The 14896-nt window shown below is 52.3% G+C and carries 13 protein-coding genes; 9 read left to right on the top strand and 4 right to left on the bottom strand.

Annotated elements, in window-relative coordinates; genetic code table 11:
* Positions 1-47 precede the first annotated feature (47 nt).
* The 7 genes from EYY67_RS04205 to EYY67_RS04175 all read left to right on the top strand — a co-directional run bounded on the left by EYY67_RS04205 (position 48) and on the right by EYY67_RS04175 (position 8601).
* Positions 48-395: a YegP family protein gene (locus EYY67_RS04205; RefSeq protein WP_095925193.1), complete on the top strand. Its 348-nt coding sequence runs from the start codon at positions 48-50 to the stop codon at positions 393-395.
* Positions 396-580: 185 nt separating this feature from the next.
* Positions 581-1966, top strand: coding sequence for a prephenate-dependent tRNA uridine(34) hydroxylase TrhP (gene trhP / locus EYY67_RS04200; RefSeq protein WP_095923001.1), 1386 nt, complete (start codon positions 581-583; stop codon positions 1964-1966).
* A 370-nt stretch (positions 1967-2336) separates the two neighbouring features.
* The gene (gene yegS, locus EYY67_RS04195; RefSeq protein WP_131692920.1) at positions 2337-3224 is read left to right on the top strand and encodes a lipid kinase YegS; all 888 of its coding nucleotides are present in this window, start codon (positions 2337-2339) and stop codon (positions 3222-3224) included.
* 302 nt (positions 3225-3526) lie between these two features.
* Positions 3527-4741 (top strand): D-mannonate dehydratase ManD, encoded by a 1215-nt coding sequence (manD, locus tag EYY67_RS04190; RefSeq protein ID WP_131692919.1) that lies wholly within the window; start codon positions 3527-3529, stop codon positions 4739-4741.
* 11 nt (positions 4742-4752) lie between these two features.
* A complete protein-coding gene (locus tag EYY67_RS04185; protein ID WP_131692918.1) occupies positions 4753-5766 on the top strand; it encodes a Zn-dependent oxidoreductase in 1014 nt (337 codons plus the stop codon).
* A gap of 122 nt (positions 5767-5888) precedes the next feature.
* Positions 5889-7178 (top strand): MFS transporter, encoded by a 1290-nt coding sequence (locus EYY67_RS04180; protein WP_095923005.1) that lies wholly within the window; start codon positions 5889-5891, stop codon positions 7176-7178.
* Positions 7179-7257: 79 nt separating this feature from the next.
* Entirely contained in the window at positions 7258-8601 is a 1344-nt protein-coding gene (locus tag EYY67_RS04175) for an MFS transporter (RefSeq protein WP_131692917.1), read from the top strand.
* A gap of 65 nt (positions 8602-8666) precedes the next feature.
* Here EYY67_RS04175 and EYY67_RS04170 read toward each other — a convergent pair whose 3' ends face one another.
* Entirely contained in the window at positions 8667-10640 is a 1974-nt protein-coding gene (locus EYY67_RS04170) for a glycoside hydrolase family 127 protein (protein ID WP_131692916.1), read from the bottom strand.
* A 24-nt stretch (positions 10641-10664) separates the two neighbouring features.
* Positions 10665-12074, bottom strand: a complete 1410-nt coding sequence (locus tag EYY67_RS04165) for an MFS transporter (RefSeq protein WP_095923007.1) — start codon at positions 12072-12074, stop codon at positions 10665-10667.
* Positions 12075-12347: 273 nt separating this feature from the next.
* Between EYY67_RS04165 and EYY67_RS04160 the strand changes: the two genes are divergently transcribed.
* Positions 12348-13184 carry a helix-turn-helix domain-containing protein gene (locus EYY67_RS04160; protein WP_131692915.1) on the top strand — a complete coding sequence of 279 codons (837 nt, stop codon included), beginning with the start codon at positions 12348-12350 and terminating at the stop codon, positions 13182-13184.
* A gap of 90 nt (positions 13185-13274) precedes the next feature.
* Positions 13275-13961 carry a GntR family transcriptional regulator gene (locus EYY67_RS04155; RefSeq protein WP_131692914.1) on the top strand — a complete coding sequence of 229 codons (687 nt, stop codon included), beginning with the start codon at positions 13275-13277 and terminating at the stop codon, positions 13959-13961.
* 54 nt (positions 13962-14015) lie between these two features.
* Here the strand turns inward: EYY67_RS04155 and EYY67_RS04150 are convergent, their stop codons facing one another.
* Positions 14016-14216 (bottom strand): hypothetical protein, encoded by a 201-nt coding sequence (locus EYY67_RS04150; protein WP_095923010.1) that lies wholly within the window; start codon positions 14214-14216, stop codon positions 14016-14018.
* A 66-nt stretch (positions 14217-14282) separates the two neighbouring features.
* Positions 14283-14894, bottom strand: a complete 612-nt coding sequence (locus EYY67_RS04145) for a hypothetical protein (protein WP_131692913.1) — start codon at positions 14892-14894, stop codon at positions 14283-14285.
* Between the last annotated feature and the right edge of the window lie 2 nt (positions 14895-14896).

The raw sequence follows: 14896 nt of genomic DNA, 5'->3' as shown, positions 1-14896 counted from the left end.
ACTACACTTATCTCTGGAAAATAACCCCTCTTATGGAGATTACCTTTATGGCTAATGGTCACTACGATCTGACTAAGGCGAGGAACGGGCAATATCACTTTATCCTTAAAGCCGGTAATGGAGAGATTATTCTCACCAGCGAAATGTATGCCAGCAAAGCATCCGCTGAAAACGGCATCTTATCGGTACAAAACAATGCAGCCGAAGAATCGCAGTATGAAGTTAAGCCCTCAAAAGACGGGCAGTTTTATTTCGTCTTGAAAGCAAAAAACCATCAGGTCATTGGCGTCAGCGAGATGTACACCACGCTGAGCGCGGCTAAGAAAGGGGTGCAGTCCGTCATCAAAAACGGGTTAAGCCCGGAGATCCGCGATCTTACCCAGCAGATTGCCTGATCCCTTTATCCCGGGGCTGCATATTTCCGTTTGCAGCCTCAGGATACAAAAATTGATCTGACCCGCTAAAACCTCAAATACCCACACAAACCGGCTGCTTTCAGTCAACTCAGACGTTACAATTCTGACCTTTCGTCGCCCCGCATCCGGGACGGCCCTGACCTGTGATCAGACTGAGATTGACTATGTTTACCCGCGATTCTTTTGTTCCGGAACTGCTCTCCCCTGCCGGCTCCCTGAAAAATATGCGTTATGCGTTCGCCTATGGCGCCGATGCCGTGTATGCCGGTCAGCCGCGCTACAGCCTGCGCGTACGTAATAACGAATTTAACCACCAGAATCTGGAAACCGGCATCAACGAGGCCCATGCCTTAGGTAAAAAATTCTACGTGGTGGTGAATATCGCGCCGCACAACGCCAAACTGAAAACCTTTATCCGTGATTTACAGCCCGTGATCGACATGGGGCCGGATGCCCTGATCATGTCCGATCCGGGGCTGATCATGATGGTGCGTGAAGCCTTCCCGCAGATGGATATTCATCTGTCGGTGCAGGCTAACGCCGTTAACTGGGCGACGGTGAAATTCTGGAAACAAATGGGGCTGACGCGGGTGATTTTATCGCGTGAACTGTCGCTGGAAGAGATCGCCGAGATCCGCGCTCAGGTGCCGGATATGGAGATCGAGATCTTCGTCCACGGTGCGCTGTGCATGGCGTATTCCGGCCGCTGTCTGCTTTCCGGCTACATCAATAAACGTGACCCGAATCAGGGCACCTGTACCAACGCCTGTCGCTGGGAATATAAAGTTCAGGAAGGTAAAGAAGACGCTGTCGGCAATATTGTGCATCAGCACGAGCCGATCCCCGTTCAGCAGGTTGACGCGCCGGAGCCAACATTAGGCATCGGCCAGCCGACGGACAAAGTCTTTATGCTGGAAGAAGCGATGCGTCCGGGTGAATATATGAGTGCCTTTGAAGACGAACATGGCACCTATATTATGAATTCCAAAGATCTGCGCGCCATTCAGCATGTCGAAACGTTGACGAAAATGGGCGTGCACTCACTGAAAATCGAAGGCCGTACCAAATCCTTCTATTATTGCGCCCGCACCGCGCAGGTTTACCGCCGCGCCATTGATGACGCCGTCGCCGGAAAGCCTTTTGACCCGACGCTGCTCTCCACGCTGGAAGGGCTGGCACACCGTGGTTATACCGAAGGTTTCCTGCGCCGCCATACCCATGACGCGCAGCAAAACTACGAATACGGTTTCTCCGTCAGCGACCGCCAGCAGTTTGTCGGTGAATTCACCGGCAACCGCGTGGATGGCTGGGCTGAAATCGATGTGAAGAATAAATTCAGCGTCGGCGACAGCGTGGAAATGATGACGCCACAGGGCAACGTCCAGTTCAAACTGGAGGCCCTGCGCAATAAAAAAGGACAGCCGGTGGATGTCGCACCGGGCAACGGGCACATCGTGTATGTCGCGTTGCCGGAAGATGTCAGCCTTGAGTTCGCCATTTTGTTGCGTAATCTGGAAAATACTGACACCCGTGATCCGCACGCGAAATAAGGATTTATTCGAAAATAAGGAGCCGATCACATCTATTTTTGGTGGAGCTGGTTAATATGCATTCGCAATTTACTTCGAATGCAAAATAAAGCACCGGACTACACTAGGAACCACCTCCTTGGCCAGCTCAATCTCCCTTGAGCTGGCTTTTCTTTTAGTTTTCAGCCTGCTAACACCCTCTTCTTTCGGTTTGTTAATAACGATAATGATTATCCGTATTAATAAAAAACCGCGTCAAAAAATAAACGAAATATTGAATTAATTTAAGTGAAATTATTTTCCGTATGAATAAATCATTCGCTGATTAATCTGATAGCCAAATATGGGACTTTTCATCTATGGTAGATATGTATAGATAAAAGGAGCGTACATGACCACAGCACTGCTGATTTTGAATGGAAAAGGCGCAGCCATCGAAGAACTGCGTGAAGCGGTGAGCGCGCTGCGCGCCGAAGGCGTGGAGCTGAGTGTGCGGGTCACCTGGGAACATGGCGATGCCGCGCGATACGTTGCTGAAGCCGTCGAACTGGGCTGTGAAACCGTGATCGCCGGGGGCGGCGACGGCACCATCAACGAAGTGGCCGGTGCGCTGGCGCAACTTCCCGGCATCAAGCCGGTACTGGGGATTGTTCCGCTGGGGACGGCTAATGATTTCGCCACCGCCTGCAATATTCCTCCGGTGCCTGAACAGGCATTACAGCTGGCGGTAAAAGGCAAAGCGGTTGATATCGATCTGGCGCGCGTCAACGACCAGCATTTCTTCATCAACATGGCGACCGGCGGCTTTGGCACGCGTATCACCACGGAAACGCCGGAAAAACTGAAAGCCGCGCTGGGCGGCGTTTCGTACTTTATTCACGGACTTCTGCGCCTCGATACGCTTAAAGCCGACCGCTGCGAGATTACCGGGCCGGATTTCAGCTGGGAAGGTGACGCGCTGGTGATCGGTATCGGTAATGGCCGCCAGGCAGGTGGCGGACAACAAATTTGCCCCGATGCCCTGATTAACGATGGCCTGCTACAGTTGCGTCTTCTGACGTCAGAAGAGTTGTTGCCCTCTTTCCTACGCAGTCTGATCAATAACGAAGAAAACAAAAATATCGTTTCTGCCAGTCTGCCGTGGCTGGAAATTACCGCGCCGCACGACATGACCTTCAACCTTGATGGCGAACCGCTGACCGGCACACATTTCCGTATCGAAGTGTTGCCGGATGCGATTCAGTGCCGTTTACCGCCGCACTGCGAACTGCTCGGCTGATATTCATCCGCCTTATGGTTCATTCCCGGTACTGTGATCCCTCTGCGGAGATTTGTTTCACACTCATCGGGAATTATCAGAAAACGGTATAACTCCCGCAGCCTCCTCTTACGGAGGCTTTTTATTGATACCTTCTGCCCATTATTACTCTCTTATTTTCTTCCTTCCACGTTCACTTTCCCGCAACAAAGTGTGATCTTCTCCGGCAAAAAACGATCAGCATACTTGTATGGTAGTTAGCATCTGGCGTATTTATAACCAAAGAAAATGCATCTTACTTTTACTGCAGAAGGTCGTAACCGATGAAAATCGTGAATGCTGAAGTGTTTGTTACTTGCCCGGGGCGCAACTTTGTTACGTTGAAAATCACCACCGACAGCGGGCTGACCGGCATTGGTGATGCCACGCTGAATGGCCGTGAATTGCCGGTCGCGTCATACCTGAAAGATCATGTCTGCCCGCAATTGATCGGCCGCGATGCACATCAGATTGAAGACATCTGGCAGTTTTTCTACAAAGGCGCGTACTGGCGTCGTGGCCCGGTCACGATGTCTGCGATTTCGGCGGTAGACACGGCACTGTGGGACATCAAAGCCAAAGCCGCCAATATGCCGCTTTATCAATTGCTCGGCGGCGCATCCCGTACCGGCGTCATGGTGTACTGTCACACCACCGGCCATTCCATTGACGAAGTGCTGGACGATTACGCCAGACACAAAGAACTGGGCTTCAAGGCGATCCGCGCGCAATGCGGGGTTCCGGGCATGAAAACCACTTACGGCATGGCGAAAGGCAAAGGCCTGGCTTACGAACCGGCGACGAAAGGTAACTGGCCGGAAGAGCAGTTATGGTCGACCGAAAAATACCTCGATTTCACGCCAAAACTGTTTGAAGCCGTGCGCAATAAATTCGGTTTTGATGAACACCTGCTGCACGACATGCACCATCGCCTGACGCCAATCGAAGCCGCGCGTTTTGGCAAAAGTATCGAAGAATATCGCCTGTTCTGGATGGAGGATCCGACTCCGGCGGAAAATCAGGAATGCTTCCGTTTGATCCGCCAGCATACGGTAACGCCAATTGCGGTCGGCGAAGTGTTCAACAGCATCTGGGATTGCAAACAGCTGATTGAAGAACAGCTGATCGATTACATCCGCACCACGATCACCCATGCAGGCGGCATCACCGGCATGCGCCGGATTGCAGATTTCGCCTCGCTGTATCAGGTGCGCACCGGCTCTCACGGCCCTTCCGACCTTTCACCCGTTTGTATGGCCGCCGCCCTGCACTTCGATCTGTGGGTGCCAAACTTCGGCGTGCAGGAATACATGGGTTATTCCGAGCAGATGCTGGAAGTCTTTCCGCATAACTGGACGTTCGACAACGGCCACATGCATCCGGGTGAAAAACCGGGGCTGGGCATTGAGTTCGACGAAAAGCTGGCGGCGAAATATCCGTACGAACCGGCATATCTGCCGGTGGCCCGTCTGGATGACGGTACGTTGTGGAACTGGTAAGGGAGCGAAACATGAACAGCGTTGTAATACAAGAACCCGGAAAGTTAGTCATCGAGCAACGTGCTTTGCCGGTACCTGCCGCCGGCGAGGTACGAGTTCGGGTGAGTCATGCGGGCATCTGCGGTTCAGATGTTCATATCTATCACGGCCACAATCCGTTTGCGAAATATCCGCGGGTGATCGGCCATGAGTTCTTCGGCCACATCGACAGTGTCGGCGAAGGCGTAAACGCCAGCAGGATTGGCGAGCGGGTTGTTGTCGATCCGGTGGTCAGCTGCGGACATTGTTATCCGTGTTCGATTGGCCGGCCGAATGTCTGCGCCGAACTGCAGGTGATCGGCGTCCACCGTGACGGCGGTTTCAGCGATTATGCCTGTGCGCCCGCGACAAACGCTTATGTGGTGCCTGCGGCGATACCGGACAAACTCGCCAGTATGGTCGAACCCTTTACTATCGCCGCCAATATCACGGCGTTTCTTCAGCCGACGCCGCAGGATACCGCGCTGATTTACGGCGCAGGCCCGATGGGGCTGACGGTGATTCAGGTGCTGAAAGGCGTGTATGGCGTACAGAAAGTGATTGTCGCCGATCGTATTGACGAGCGGTTGCAGATGGCACAGGCCAGCGGCGCGGACTGGATCATCAACAACAGCGAACGCAGCGTGGCGGATGAACTGGCCGCAGAAGGCGTGCGTCCGACGCTTATCGTGGATGCCGCCTGCCATCCGGCAATTTTGCAGGAAGCCATTCTGCTGGCCTCACCGGCAGCCCGGATTGGTATGATGGGTTTCTCGGGGGAACCCAGCCAGGTAACGCAGCAAAGCATTACCAGCAAAGAGATTTCACTGTTTTCTTCACGTCTCAACAGCCACCGGTTCCCGCAGGTGATTGAGTGGATGGAACAAGGGAAAATCGCACCTGAAAAGCTGGTGACGCACTGGATGCCCGCCAGCGAAGTCGAAGCGGCGTTAACGCTGTTTGAGAAAGATCAGCGTTCCTGCTGCAAGGTTTTACTGACATTCTGATGAATCGTTATTTTTGAAAGAAGACGGGAAGATTCCAAATATCTCCCCGTCTGCCGTACCTCATATTCTACCTATAAAAACGCAACACTATTAAAACGACACCACAAGTGGAGCACTCATCTATGTTTAAGAACCTACGCTGGATCATCGTATTCCTGCTGTTTCTGGTTTACATGATCAATTACCTCGACCGCGTTGCGCTGTCGATTACTGTTCCGATGATTGAAAAAGAACTGACCATTAATCCCGAACAATTCGGCATGATATTTGGCAGCTTCTTCTTTGGTTATGCGATCTTTAACTTTATCGGTGGTCTGGCCGTCGATAAATTCGGCCCGACGCTGGTTATGGGATTAGCCGTCGGATTATGGTCAGTATTTTGCGGCATGACGGCCATCGCCACCGGCTTTTATTCCATGCTGATCCTGCGGGTATTATTCGGCATGGCCGAAGGCCCGATTTGCGCCTCCGCCAATAAGATGATCAACGGCTGGTTCCCGAAGAAACAGGCGGCCACTGCGATGGGCTTGCTGAGCGCCGGTTCCCCCCTTGGTGGCGCGGTCGCCGGCCCGATTGTCGGGTATCTGGCGATCTCCTTTGGCTGGCGTCCGGCCTTTATGGTGATTGCCGCTATCGGGATTGTCTGGATGGCCGTCTGGTTCTTCACCGTGGCAGATAATCCGCTGAAGAGTAAACGTGTCTCGCCGGAAGAATTACGTTTAGTGGATCAGATGAAGAATGAAAACATCAGCGAAGAAGAAGATCTGGCGCAGGCAGCACACGGTCTGGGCTATTATTTACGTCAGCCGATTATCCTGGTGACGGCTTTTGCCTTCTTCTGCTACAACTATATTTTATTCTTCTTCCTCAGCTGGTTCCCGGCTTATCTGGTGCAGGCACATGGTCTGAATATTAAAGAGATGAGCCTGACGACGGTTATTCCGTGGATTGTCGGTTTTGTCGGTCTGGCACTCGGTGGTTATATTTCCGATAAGATTTTCAATATTACCGGCCGTTTATTGCTGTCGCGAAAAATTATATTAGTGGTCAGTCTGTTAGCCGCCGCCATTTGCGTCGCCTTGGCCGGTGTGGTCACCAGCGTAGTTCCGGCGGTTATTCTGATGTCGGTGTCTATTTTCTTCCTGTACACCACCGGGGCCATTTACTGGGCCATTATTCAGGACGTGGTGCATAAATCCCGCGTCGGCGGCACCAGCGGATTCATTCATCTGGTCGGCAGCGTCTCGGGCATCATCGGCCCGGTGGTCACCGGCTTCATTGTCCAAAATACCGGTCGTTTCGACAGCGCCTTTATTCTCGCGGGCGGCGTCGCCGCATTGGGTGCCATTCTGGTGTTCTTCGTGATTAAACCCCCGAAACATACACCTGCCACCACGCTTTCTCATAACTGATGTTCTGGATGAAGATACTGTTCCTGACTTGTGGAGCGGTATTTTCACTCTTGTTGCCGTTATCGCGGAGCCTTTCACCATGTCACAGATTTCTACCCGGAACCTTTCTGCCGCATCCGAAAAAGAACAACGTGGATTATTAAGACGTGTCGCTGGCGCATCAGCCATCGGTACCGCCGCTGAGTATTACGATTTCTTTGCCTATGGCACGGCGGCGGTGCTGTTTTTCGGACAACTGTTTTTCCCGAGCCATGACCCGCTGATCAGCACACTTGCCGCTTTCGCCACCTATGCTGTCGGCTTTCTTGCCCGTCCGTTAGGTGGGATTGTTTTTGGCCATATTGGCGACAAGGTTGGACGCAAAAAAGCGCTGGTGATCACCATCCTGATTGTCGGCCTGGGGACGTTTTGTATTGGCCTACTGCCGACTTATGAAAAAATCGGCTTCTGGGCACCCGTTTTACTTATTCTGATCCGTGTGTTGCAAGGATTCGGCGTAGGGGGAGAACAGGCAGGTGCCGTGCTGATGACTGCAGAATATTCCCCGCCGGAGCGTCGCGGCTTCTTTGCCAGCTGGGTTCAGATTGGCGCACCGCTGGGTTTCCTTTTGCCTTCTGCGTTATTTGCATTACTGACGTCACAACTTTCGTCCGCACAAATGCTCGACTGGGGCTGGCGTATTCCTTTCCTGCTGAGTTTGTTGCTGGTGATCGTCGGATTGTTTATCCGCTTACGGATTGATGAATCGCCCGTGTTTGCTGAAATCCGCAAAACCAAAGCCGTGGAGTCCCGTCCGGTGGTGGAAGTCATCAAATTGTATCCGGGGATCATCATCAAAGGGGTATGCGCCAAGCTGATTGAAGCGTGCGCCTTCGCGATGTTCACCGTCATTGTGCTGGCGTTCGGCAAAGCCAATCAACTGAGTGAAAGTGTTCTGCTACAAACCATGATAGTCGCGGTGATCCTCGAGATTTTCTCTATCCCGCTGATGGGTAAACTTTCCGACAGGATTGGCCGCAAACCGGTATACATGGCTGGTGCGGTGCTGCTGGCTGTCGGGATAATTCCCTTCTTTCTGGCACTCAAACTGGACACATTCTGGATAACGCAAATCGCCATGATACTGGCGCTGACGTTCGGCCATAGTATGTGTTACGCCCCTCAGGCATCGTTTTTTCCTGAACTTTTCCCGACGCGGATCCGATGCAGCGGCATCGCATTAATCTGGCAAATCGGATCACTCATCGGCAGCGGGATCCTCGGGCTGGTTGCGGTAAAAATCCTGCAAATGACCGGAGGCGATTATCATGGTCTGGCGATCTACATGATCGTACTGGGCATTGTTTCCGTCATTGGCCTGGCACTGCTGCCGGAAACGGCTCCGAGCAGACGAGAAGACGAATACCACAGCTGGAAACAGTAACTCCCTAAACAACCCGGCTATCTGGCCGGGTTGTTTAGGGCTCACATCCTCACTAAAACCCGAGATTATTCATCGACCCAAACCCGCATCTCTCCTTCTCCCCTGTTCGCCCAGGTTAAGTACGGCACAAAAGTCAGGGTTTGCGGCACCACCTCTTCCGCTGGCGGATTGTAGCGGTACAACGGCTGCTGGCTGGCCTGCACGGATGTACTCCGCTTACCCTGCGTTTGCAGCAGCGTCTTACCGGCGAACAATCCGCTGCCGGAAATCAGACGGAATGGCGCATCCTGCGGCAGACGGACGTTATGCAGTTCGCTGCCGTTGTCTGCCTGTTCGAGGCAATACACCAGCGGACCGCGCTGTATCGCGACTTTTCCGGCGATATGGCGCAGCAAGGGGTTGCCTTTCACCCGCATCACCGGCATCGGGAACGTCAATTCAATGTGGTCACCTTTCTGCCACGCCTGCGTCAGACGCAGATATCCGCGCTGCGTCAGGCTGGTCAGTTCCAGCGGATTGCCATTGAGAGTGACCTGCGGGCTGGCGCACCAGTCCGGTAAACGCAGTGCCAGCGTGGCTTCCAGCGGCTGATCGGTATCCACTTCAATCAGCACCTGTTCCGCCCATGGATAGCCGCCGGATTGTTTCAGGCGCAACGCTTTGCCGCCAATTGTCGCCTCAACATCGCTGCCGATATACAGATTGATATCCACGCCATCCGGACGCTGGGTGTAAATGTAATGGCCGAGTGACGCCAGCAAACGTGCAATGTTCGGCGGGCAACAGGCACAGCCGAACCAACGCTGACGCACCGGTTTGACGTGGTCATAAATGTGGTTGAACGGAATGCTTTTCGGATGCACTTCCAGCGGATTCACATAGAAGAAATGCTTGCCGTCGAGCGCCATGCCAGCCAGTACGGTGTTGTAGAGCGCGCGTTCCATCACATCCGCATAGCGGCTGTCAGGATCCATCTGCAACATGCGGTTGGCAAACATCATCAGACCGATGGAGGCACAGGTTTCGGTGTAGGCCGTATCGTTCGGCAAATCATAATCGGAAGAGAAAGCTTCCCCGCTGCTTTGCGATCCGATGGAGCCGGTGATGTACATCTGCCGCTGGGTCATGTTTTCCCACAACCGCTGGCACACCTCGCGTTTTTCCTGATCCTGACTCAGCCGCGCCAGATGTGCGACACCGGCATAAAGATAGACAAAACGCACTGCGTGACCGATGGCCGTTGTCTGCAAGGCCACCGGCACATGCGCCTGACTGTAGGCTTTATCTTTCACCATCCACGCCGGACCGTAGGTATTCCAGTGCGAAGTCTTGCCACGCTTTTCATACTCGATATCGTAGAAATGCGGTTGTGCCCCTCGTTGCTCAACAAAATAGCGGGTCAGTTCGAGGTAACGTGTTTCGGCGGTTTGTTCATACAACCGCATCAGTGCCAGTTCAATTTCCGGGTGACCGGGATAACCATGCAGTTGCTGTTCACCCGGCCCGAACACCTGCGCAATATGATCAGCCAGTTTGCAGACAATCTCCAGCAAACGGGTTTTTCCGGTCGCCTGTGCATAGGCCACACCGGCTTCGATCAGGTGCCCGGCGCAGTAAAGCTCATGGCATTCCGCCAGATTGGTCCAGCGCTGTTGCGGCTCTTTTACCGTGAAATAGGTATTCAGATACCCATCGGGTTGCTGCACCGCACCGACCAGTTCGATCACCTGATCGGCGGTCTCTTCCAGCGCCGGATCCGGCGTTTTTGCCAGCAAATAACCGACCGCCTCCAGCCATTTCGCCACATCACTGTCCTGAAATACCATCCCGTAAAATTCGCCGTCGCTTTGTCCGGCGGCGATACGGAAGTTTTCAATCGCATGGCTCGGTTCAGCGTCTGCAACGTCATCATTCAGGGCCTTCCACTGATAAGGCACCACCACCTCTTTCACCAGCCGCTGGTATTCCAGCCAGAACGCATCGGAAACATTCACTTTTTGCAACGGGACTTCTAAGGAATCAACCGGAGAAAACGACATACAACCTCCTGTAAAAAAATTAATTTAAATTTTCGCTGCTAAATCGCGGGACATCCGCGTCAGTAATGTATTGTCGAGCTTGCAGAACAGCAGCGTACCGGCCAGCAGCAAATGCATCGCCGCCGGTAGCAGGGTTTCGAGCAGGGTGATCCCGCCGAGCGATGCCGCTGTCTGATGCTCAGCACCGGCCTGATAGGAGACCAGAATGAAGACCAGGCTGATGATCCCGGCGCTGGATGCCCAGGCCAGTTTGATAAAGAACAGGTTGAAGGCGAAATTCATGCCGGAGGAGCGGATACCGTTTTTCCAGTGTCCGTAATCGTCGGCGAACGCCATGAGGGAAAAATGCAGCGGCAATGTGAAACCGAGGATCACGCAATGCACAAAGATGATGCCGAGCCACAGTGTCTGCCATTGTTCACCGACCGGCACAAACCACAGCAGCAGGGAAAACACCGCCAGCACCAGATTAGTGATCATGTACAGCCGCACGCTGTCGATGAATTTGGTCAACTGATTGACAATCACCGCGCCGAGAATGGATGCCAGCGTCACCATACCGAAGAACATCGAGGCATAACCCGCGCCGCCTTTCAGTACATAGGTGATGAAATACATGTAGCCGCCACCGCGCAGGTTGAACACATTGATCAGCAGGAACGACATCAGCAATACCAGCAACAACTGGTCATTCTTCAGCATCCCGCGGATATGTTCCTTAATGCTGAACTGGCCGAGCAGCGCCAGCGGCAAACGCTCACGCACCGCGAAGAAGCACCACAGAAACATCACGACGGCCACCGCACACAGCAGGCCAACGCCCTGCTGATAACCTGCCGCCGCATTGCCTTTACCCAGCACCTGTACCAGCCACGGTAATCCGACTGACACCATAAAACCGGCGACGCCGCACAAAACAAAACGCCACGACTGACAGGAAATGACCTCTCGGTGATCGGTGGTCATGGTGTTGATCAATGCGCAGTACGGCACGTTAATGGCGGTATACGACACGGAAAGCAGGAAATAGGTGAAAAAGGCGTAGGCGATTTTGGCATCGCCGCTCAGGCCGGGCACGGTGAAGGTCAGAAAGCCCACCACGCCAATCGGCAGCGCAATCCACAACTGCCACGGACGAAAACGCCCCCAGCGGCTTTGCGTTCGGTCGGCGAGGATCCCCATCAGCGGATCGGAAATCGCATCAATCACCCGCAGGGAAATAAATAATGTGCCGACAATCGCCGGCGTCAGCCCGAACACATCGGTATAAAAGAAGGTCAGAAAACTGGTGATCAGACAGGTAATAATGGTGCCTCCGGCATCCCCTAATCCGTAACCAATTTTCTCACTGACCGAAAGTTTTGCATTCGCCGAAATTATTCCACCCTCGCCACTTACCGGCGCGGAACCGGTATTCACAGAATCTGTTGGCATTGTTTTTTCCTCGCTTTTATATCGTTATTTATAAGCAACAGGAACACGATAAATAAGGCTGTTTATTCATATCAGCCCGGACATTAAATAAGGTACGCCGTAAATCTGGCATAGGGACAACACGCCAACAAGAGGAGGATAAAGTAGTTAAACGGGACAATTCCGACTCACGTTCAGAATCTGTGAAGCAGATCATAACCTCTTGCCACCCCGCTGGCAGCCCCTTAGCGTTGTGCTACTGTCAGGCTAAATCTGCCTGATGAGCGCCTGAAAATGTTTGAAACGCTTACCTTTTCTGTCAGCCACCCGGTCAAAGTGCAAAATGGCGGCCTGTTTATTTCGCGCGGAATGGGTACACATCCGACCCGGAGACTCAGTTCCCATGAACTCATTTATGTCGTTCGCGGCACACTCTCCTTACAGGAAGAAAATACGCGTTTTGATTTACATGAAGGGGAAAGTTTATTGCTATTTCCCGGCAGGGAACATAAAGGGGTGACGACATTTGATGCTGAGCTGAAATTTTACTGGCTGCACTTCGATATTGTGAAAGAAGCGGCAATATTAACATCACAGCCAAATAGTCCCTCAATACAGTTAAATATTCCACAGCATTGTAAAGTCAGGGACAGCGAAACCCTGTTAACCCTGTTCAGATTATTTTTATATGAACAGGAACGTGGCGGAAGTTCGCTGGAACTGTTCCTGATGTTGCTGTTAAAGGAGGTCGCGCGCGCCTGGCCGGAAAATGTTGAACCTGGCGGCCCCGGCGTGGCGCTGGCGTACAAAGCCCGTCAGCTGATTACCACACAGTTTCATCTGCCGCTTGGCGCATCTGAGCTGGCGGAACGGCTTCACTGTAATGCCGATTATCTTGGCCGCGTTTTCCGTCTGACTTTTCAGATGACGCTGACCGATGCCCTGCATAAACAGCGGGTGTCGGCAGCAGAGAAACTGTTACTGGCCAATACCGGGAATGTGGCGGACGTAGCAAGGCTGACCGGGTTTAATGATGTTGCCTATTTTCGCCGGGTATTTCGCAAACTGCTGGGCATCACGCCCGCCGCTTATAAAAAGCTTTATTGCCGCGAGCACATTAACTCTCAATAATTTGAGATAACCTTGCGCTAACAATCTCATAATCATCAGAAAACTCATGGTAGTATTGGGCTCTCCCGACTTTAAAGACAACTTTTGCCCATGACAGACGCCTTTGAATTTCTCAATAACGTGCCGGTTAATCAGCAGATTTACCGTACCTTGCGTCAGGACATCGTCACCTGTGCAATCGCACCGGGCGCATTCCTGTCGGAGAAAGAGATTTCCACGCGCTTTAACGTGTCCCGCCAGCCGGTTCGCGAAGCCTTTATCAAACTGGCCGAGGCCGGTCTGGTTCAGGTTTTACCGCAGCGCGGCACCTATGTCATGAAAATCTCGTCCAAGCGGGTGGCTGACGGTCGTTTCATTCGTGAAGCGGTCGAAACGGCAGTGGTGCGTCGCGCAGCGATGGTGGTCACGGACAAAGATCTGGCGTTGCTGGAACATAACCTGGAACGTCAGACGCTGGCGGCAAGAAGTCAGCAAACGCAGGAATTCCTGCTGCTCGATGATGACTTCCACCGCACCATTACACAGATCATTGACTGCCGTCTGGCATGGGAAACCGTCGAGCACATCAAGGCGACGATGGATCGCGTACGCTTCTTAACACTCAGTAAAGTGTCTCCTCCGGAAAATCTGATTGCGCAGCATTATGCGATTTTTGACGGGCTGAAGGCTCATGACCCGGACGCCGCTGAAAAAGCGATCCGCGTTCATCTGCAGGAAATGATCTCCACCATCACCCCGATCGCCGAACAAAACAGTGACTGGTTTGACAACGAGTGAGTGAGTACTTCCCGCGTTCAGAAGTTGTCGTTAAACGCGGGAAAAAAGCAGGATTCAGGGCAGTTTGTTCCATTCCTTCGACGGGCGATAAAAGGCTTCAGGAGGACCAATCAAAACACCGCCACCCTCAAAACCCTCAACATCTTCCTTACCTGCGTCTTTTTGATCACAGTACCTTAGAAAACCGACGATGAGTTCGACGAGTTCTTTTTGTCGCGGCGTTAAATGATCCATGTTTTTCTTATTGGACTTCATATATTGCTCCTGATAGGTAAGTTGTATAACCAGAATACTCACTCAATTTGAAGGTGACCTGACTCGTCAAAACCCTCGTCCTAATACACCTGACGCCATATATTCACGTAACAGATGGTAAGTAGATTCACATTCCATTTTTCCAGGAACTCGTGATAATGGTGCTGAAGATATATAAAACCTCATCACATCATCATTGACAACATCTTTAATTAAAAATCTCGCATCTTCTTTATTTAAGATTCTAAAATCATTAAGAGTATCGGCATAAATAACGGTGACGCAGAGGCTGTAATATAGCATTTTTCTTTTTAACGGATGACCGGAAGTCTTACGATAGAAATTTTCCAGGGCATTGATTTCAAGCGGCCCCGTCGGTGGCGTGCAGGATTCCATCAGGAACGCAGCCCGCTCCTGATGAGGATTGTTGAGGCAAAACACATAAGCCGTTTGCTCCATGCCGGATTCCCGTGGCTGGTTTTTCCTGTATTGCTTAAATAGCCATTTCCAGTTAAGAAGATGTTTTTCGGGTTGCCGTAAATTACGTCTCGCACGGCGTTGCTGCCAGATAATATCACTCCGGCGAATACGCCTTATAATAAGCGGGACGTTTAACTGTACAAAAGCCGCATTCATTGTTGTCATCGTCTCGGCAACAACCTTTTCATGTAACGTCATCT

This window comes from Rahnella victoriana, assembly GCF_004330295.1.
Classification (GTDB): Bacteria; Pseudomonadota; Gammaproteobacteria; order Enterobacterales; family Enterobacteriaceae; genus Rahnella; species Rahnella victoriana.
The sequence above is the reverse complement of the archived record's forward strand: the minus strand, read 5'-3'. Positions and strand labels throughout refer to the sequence as shown.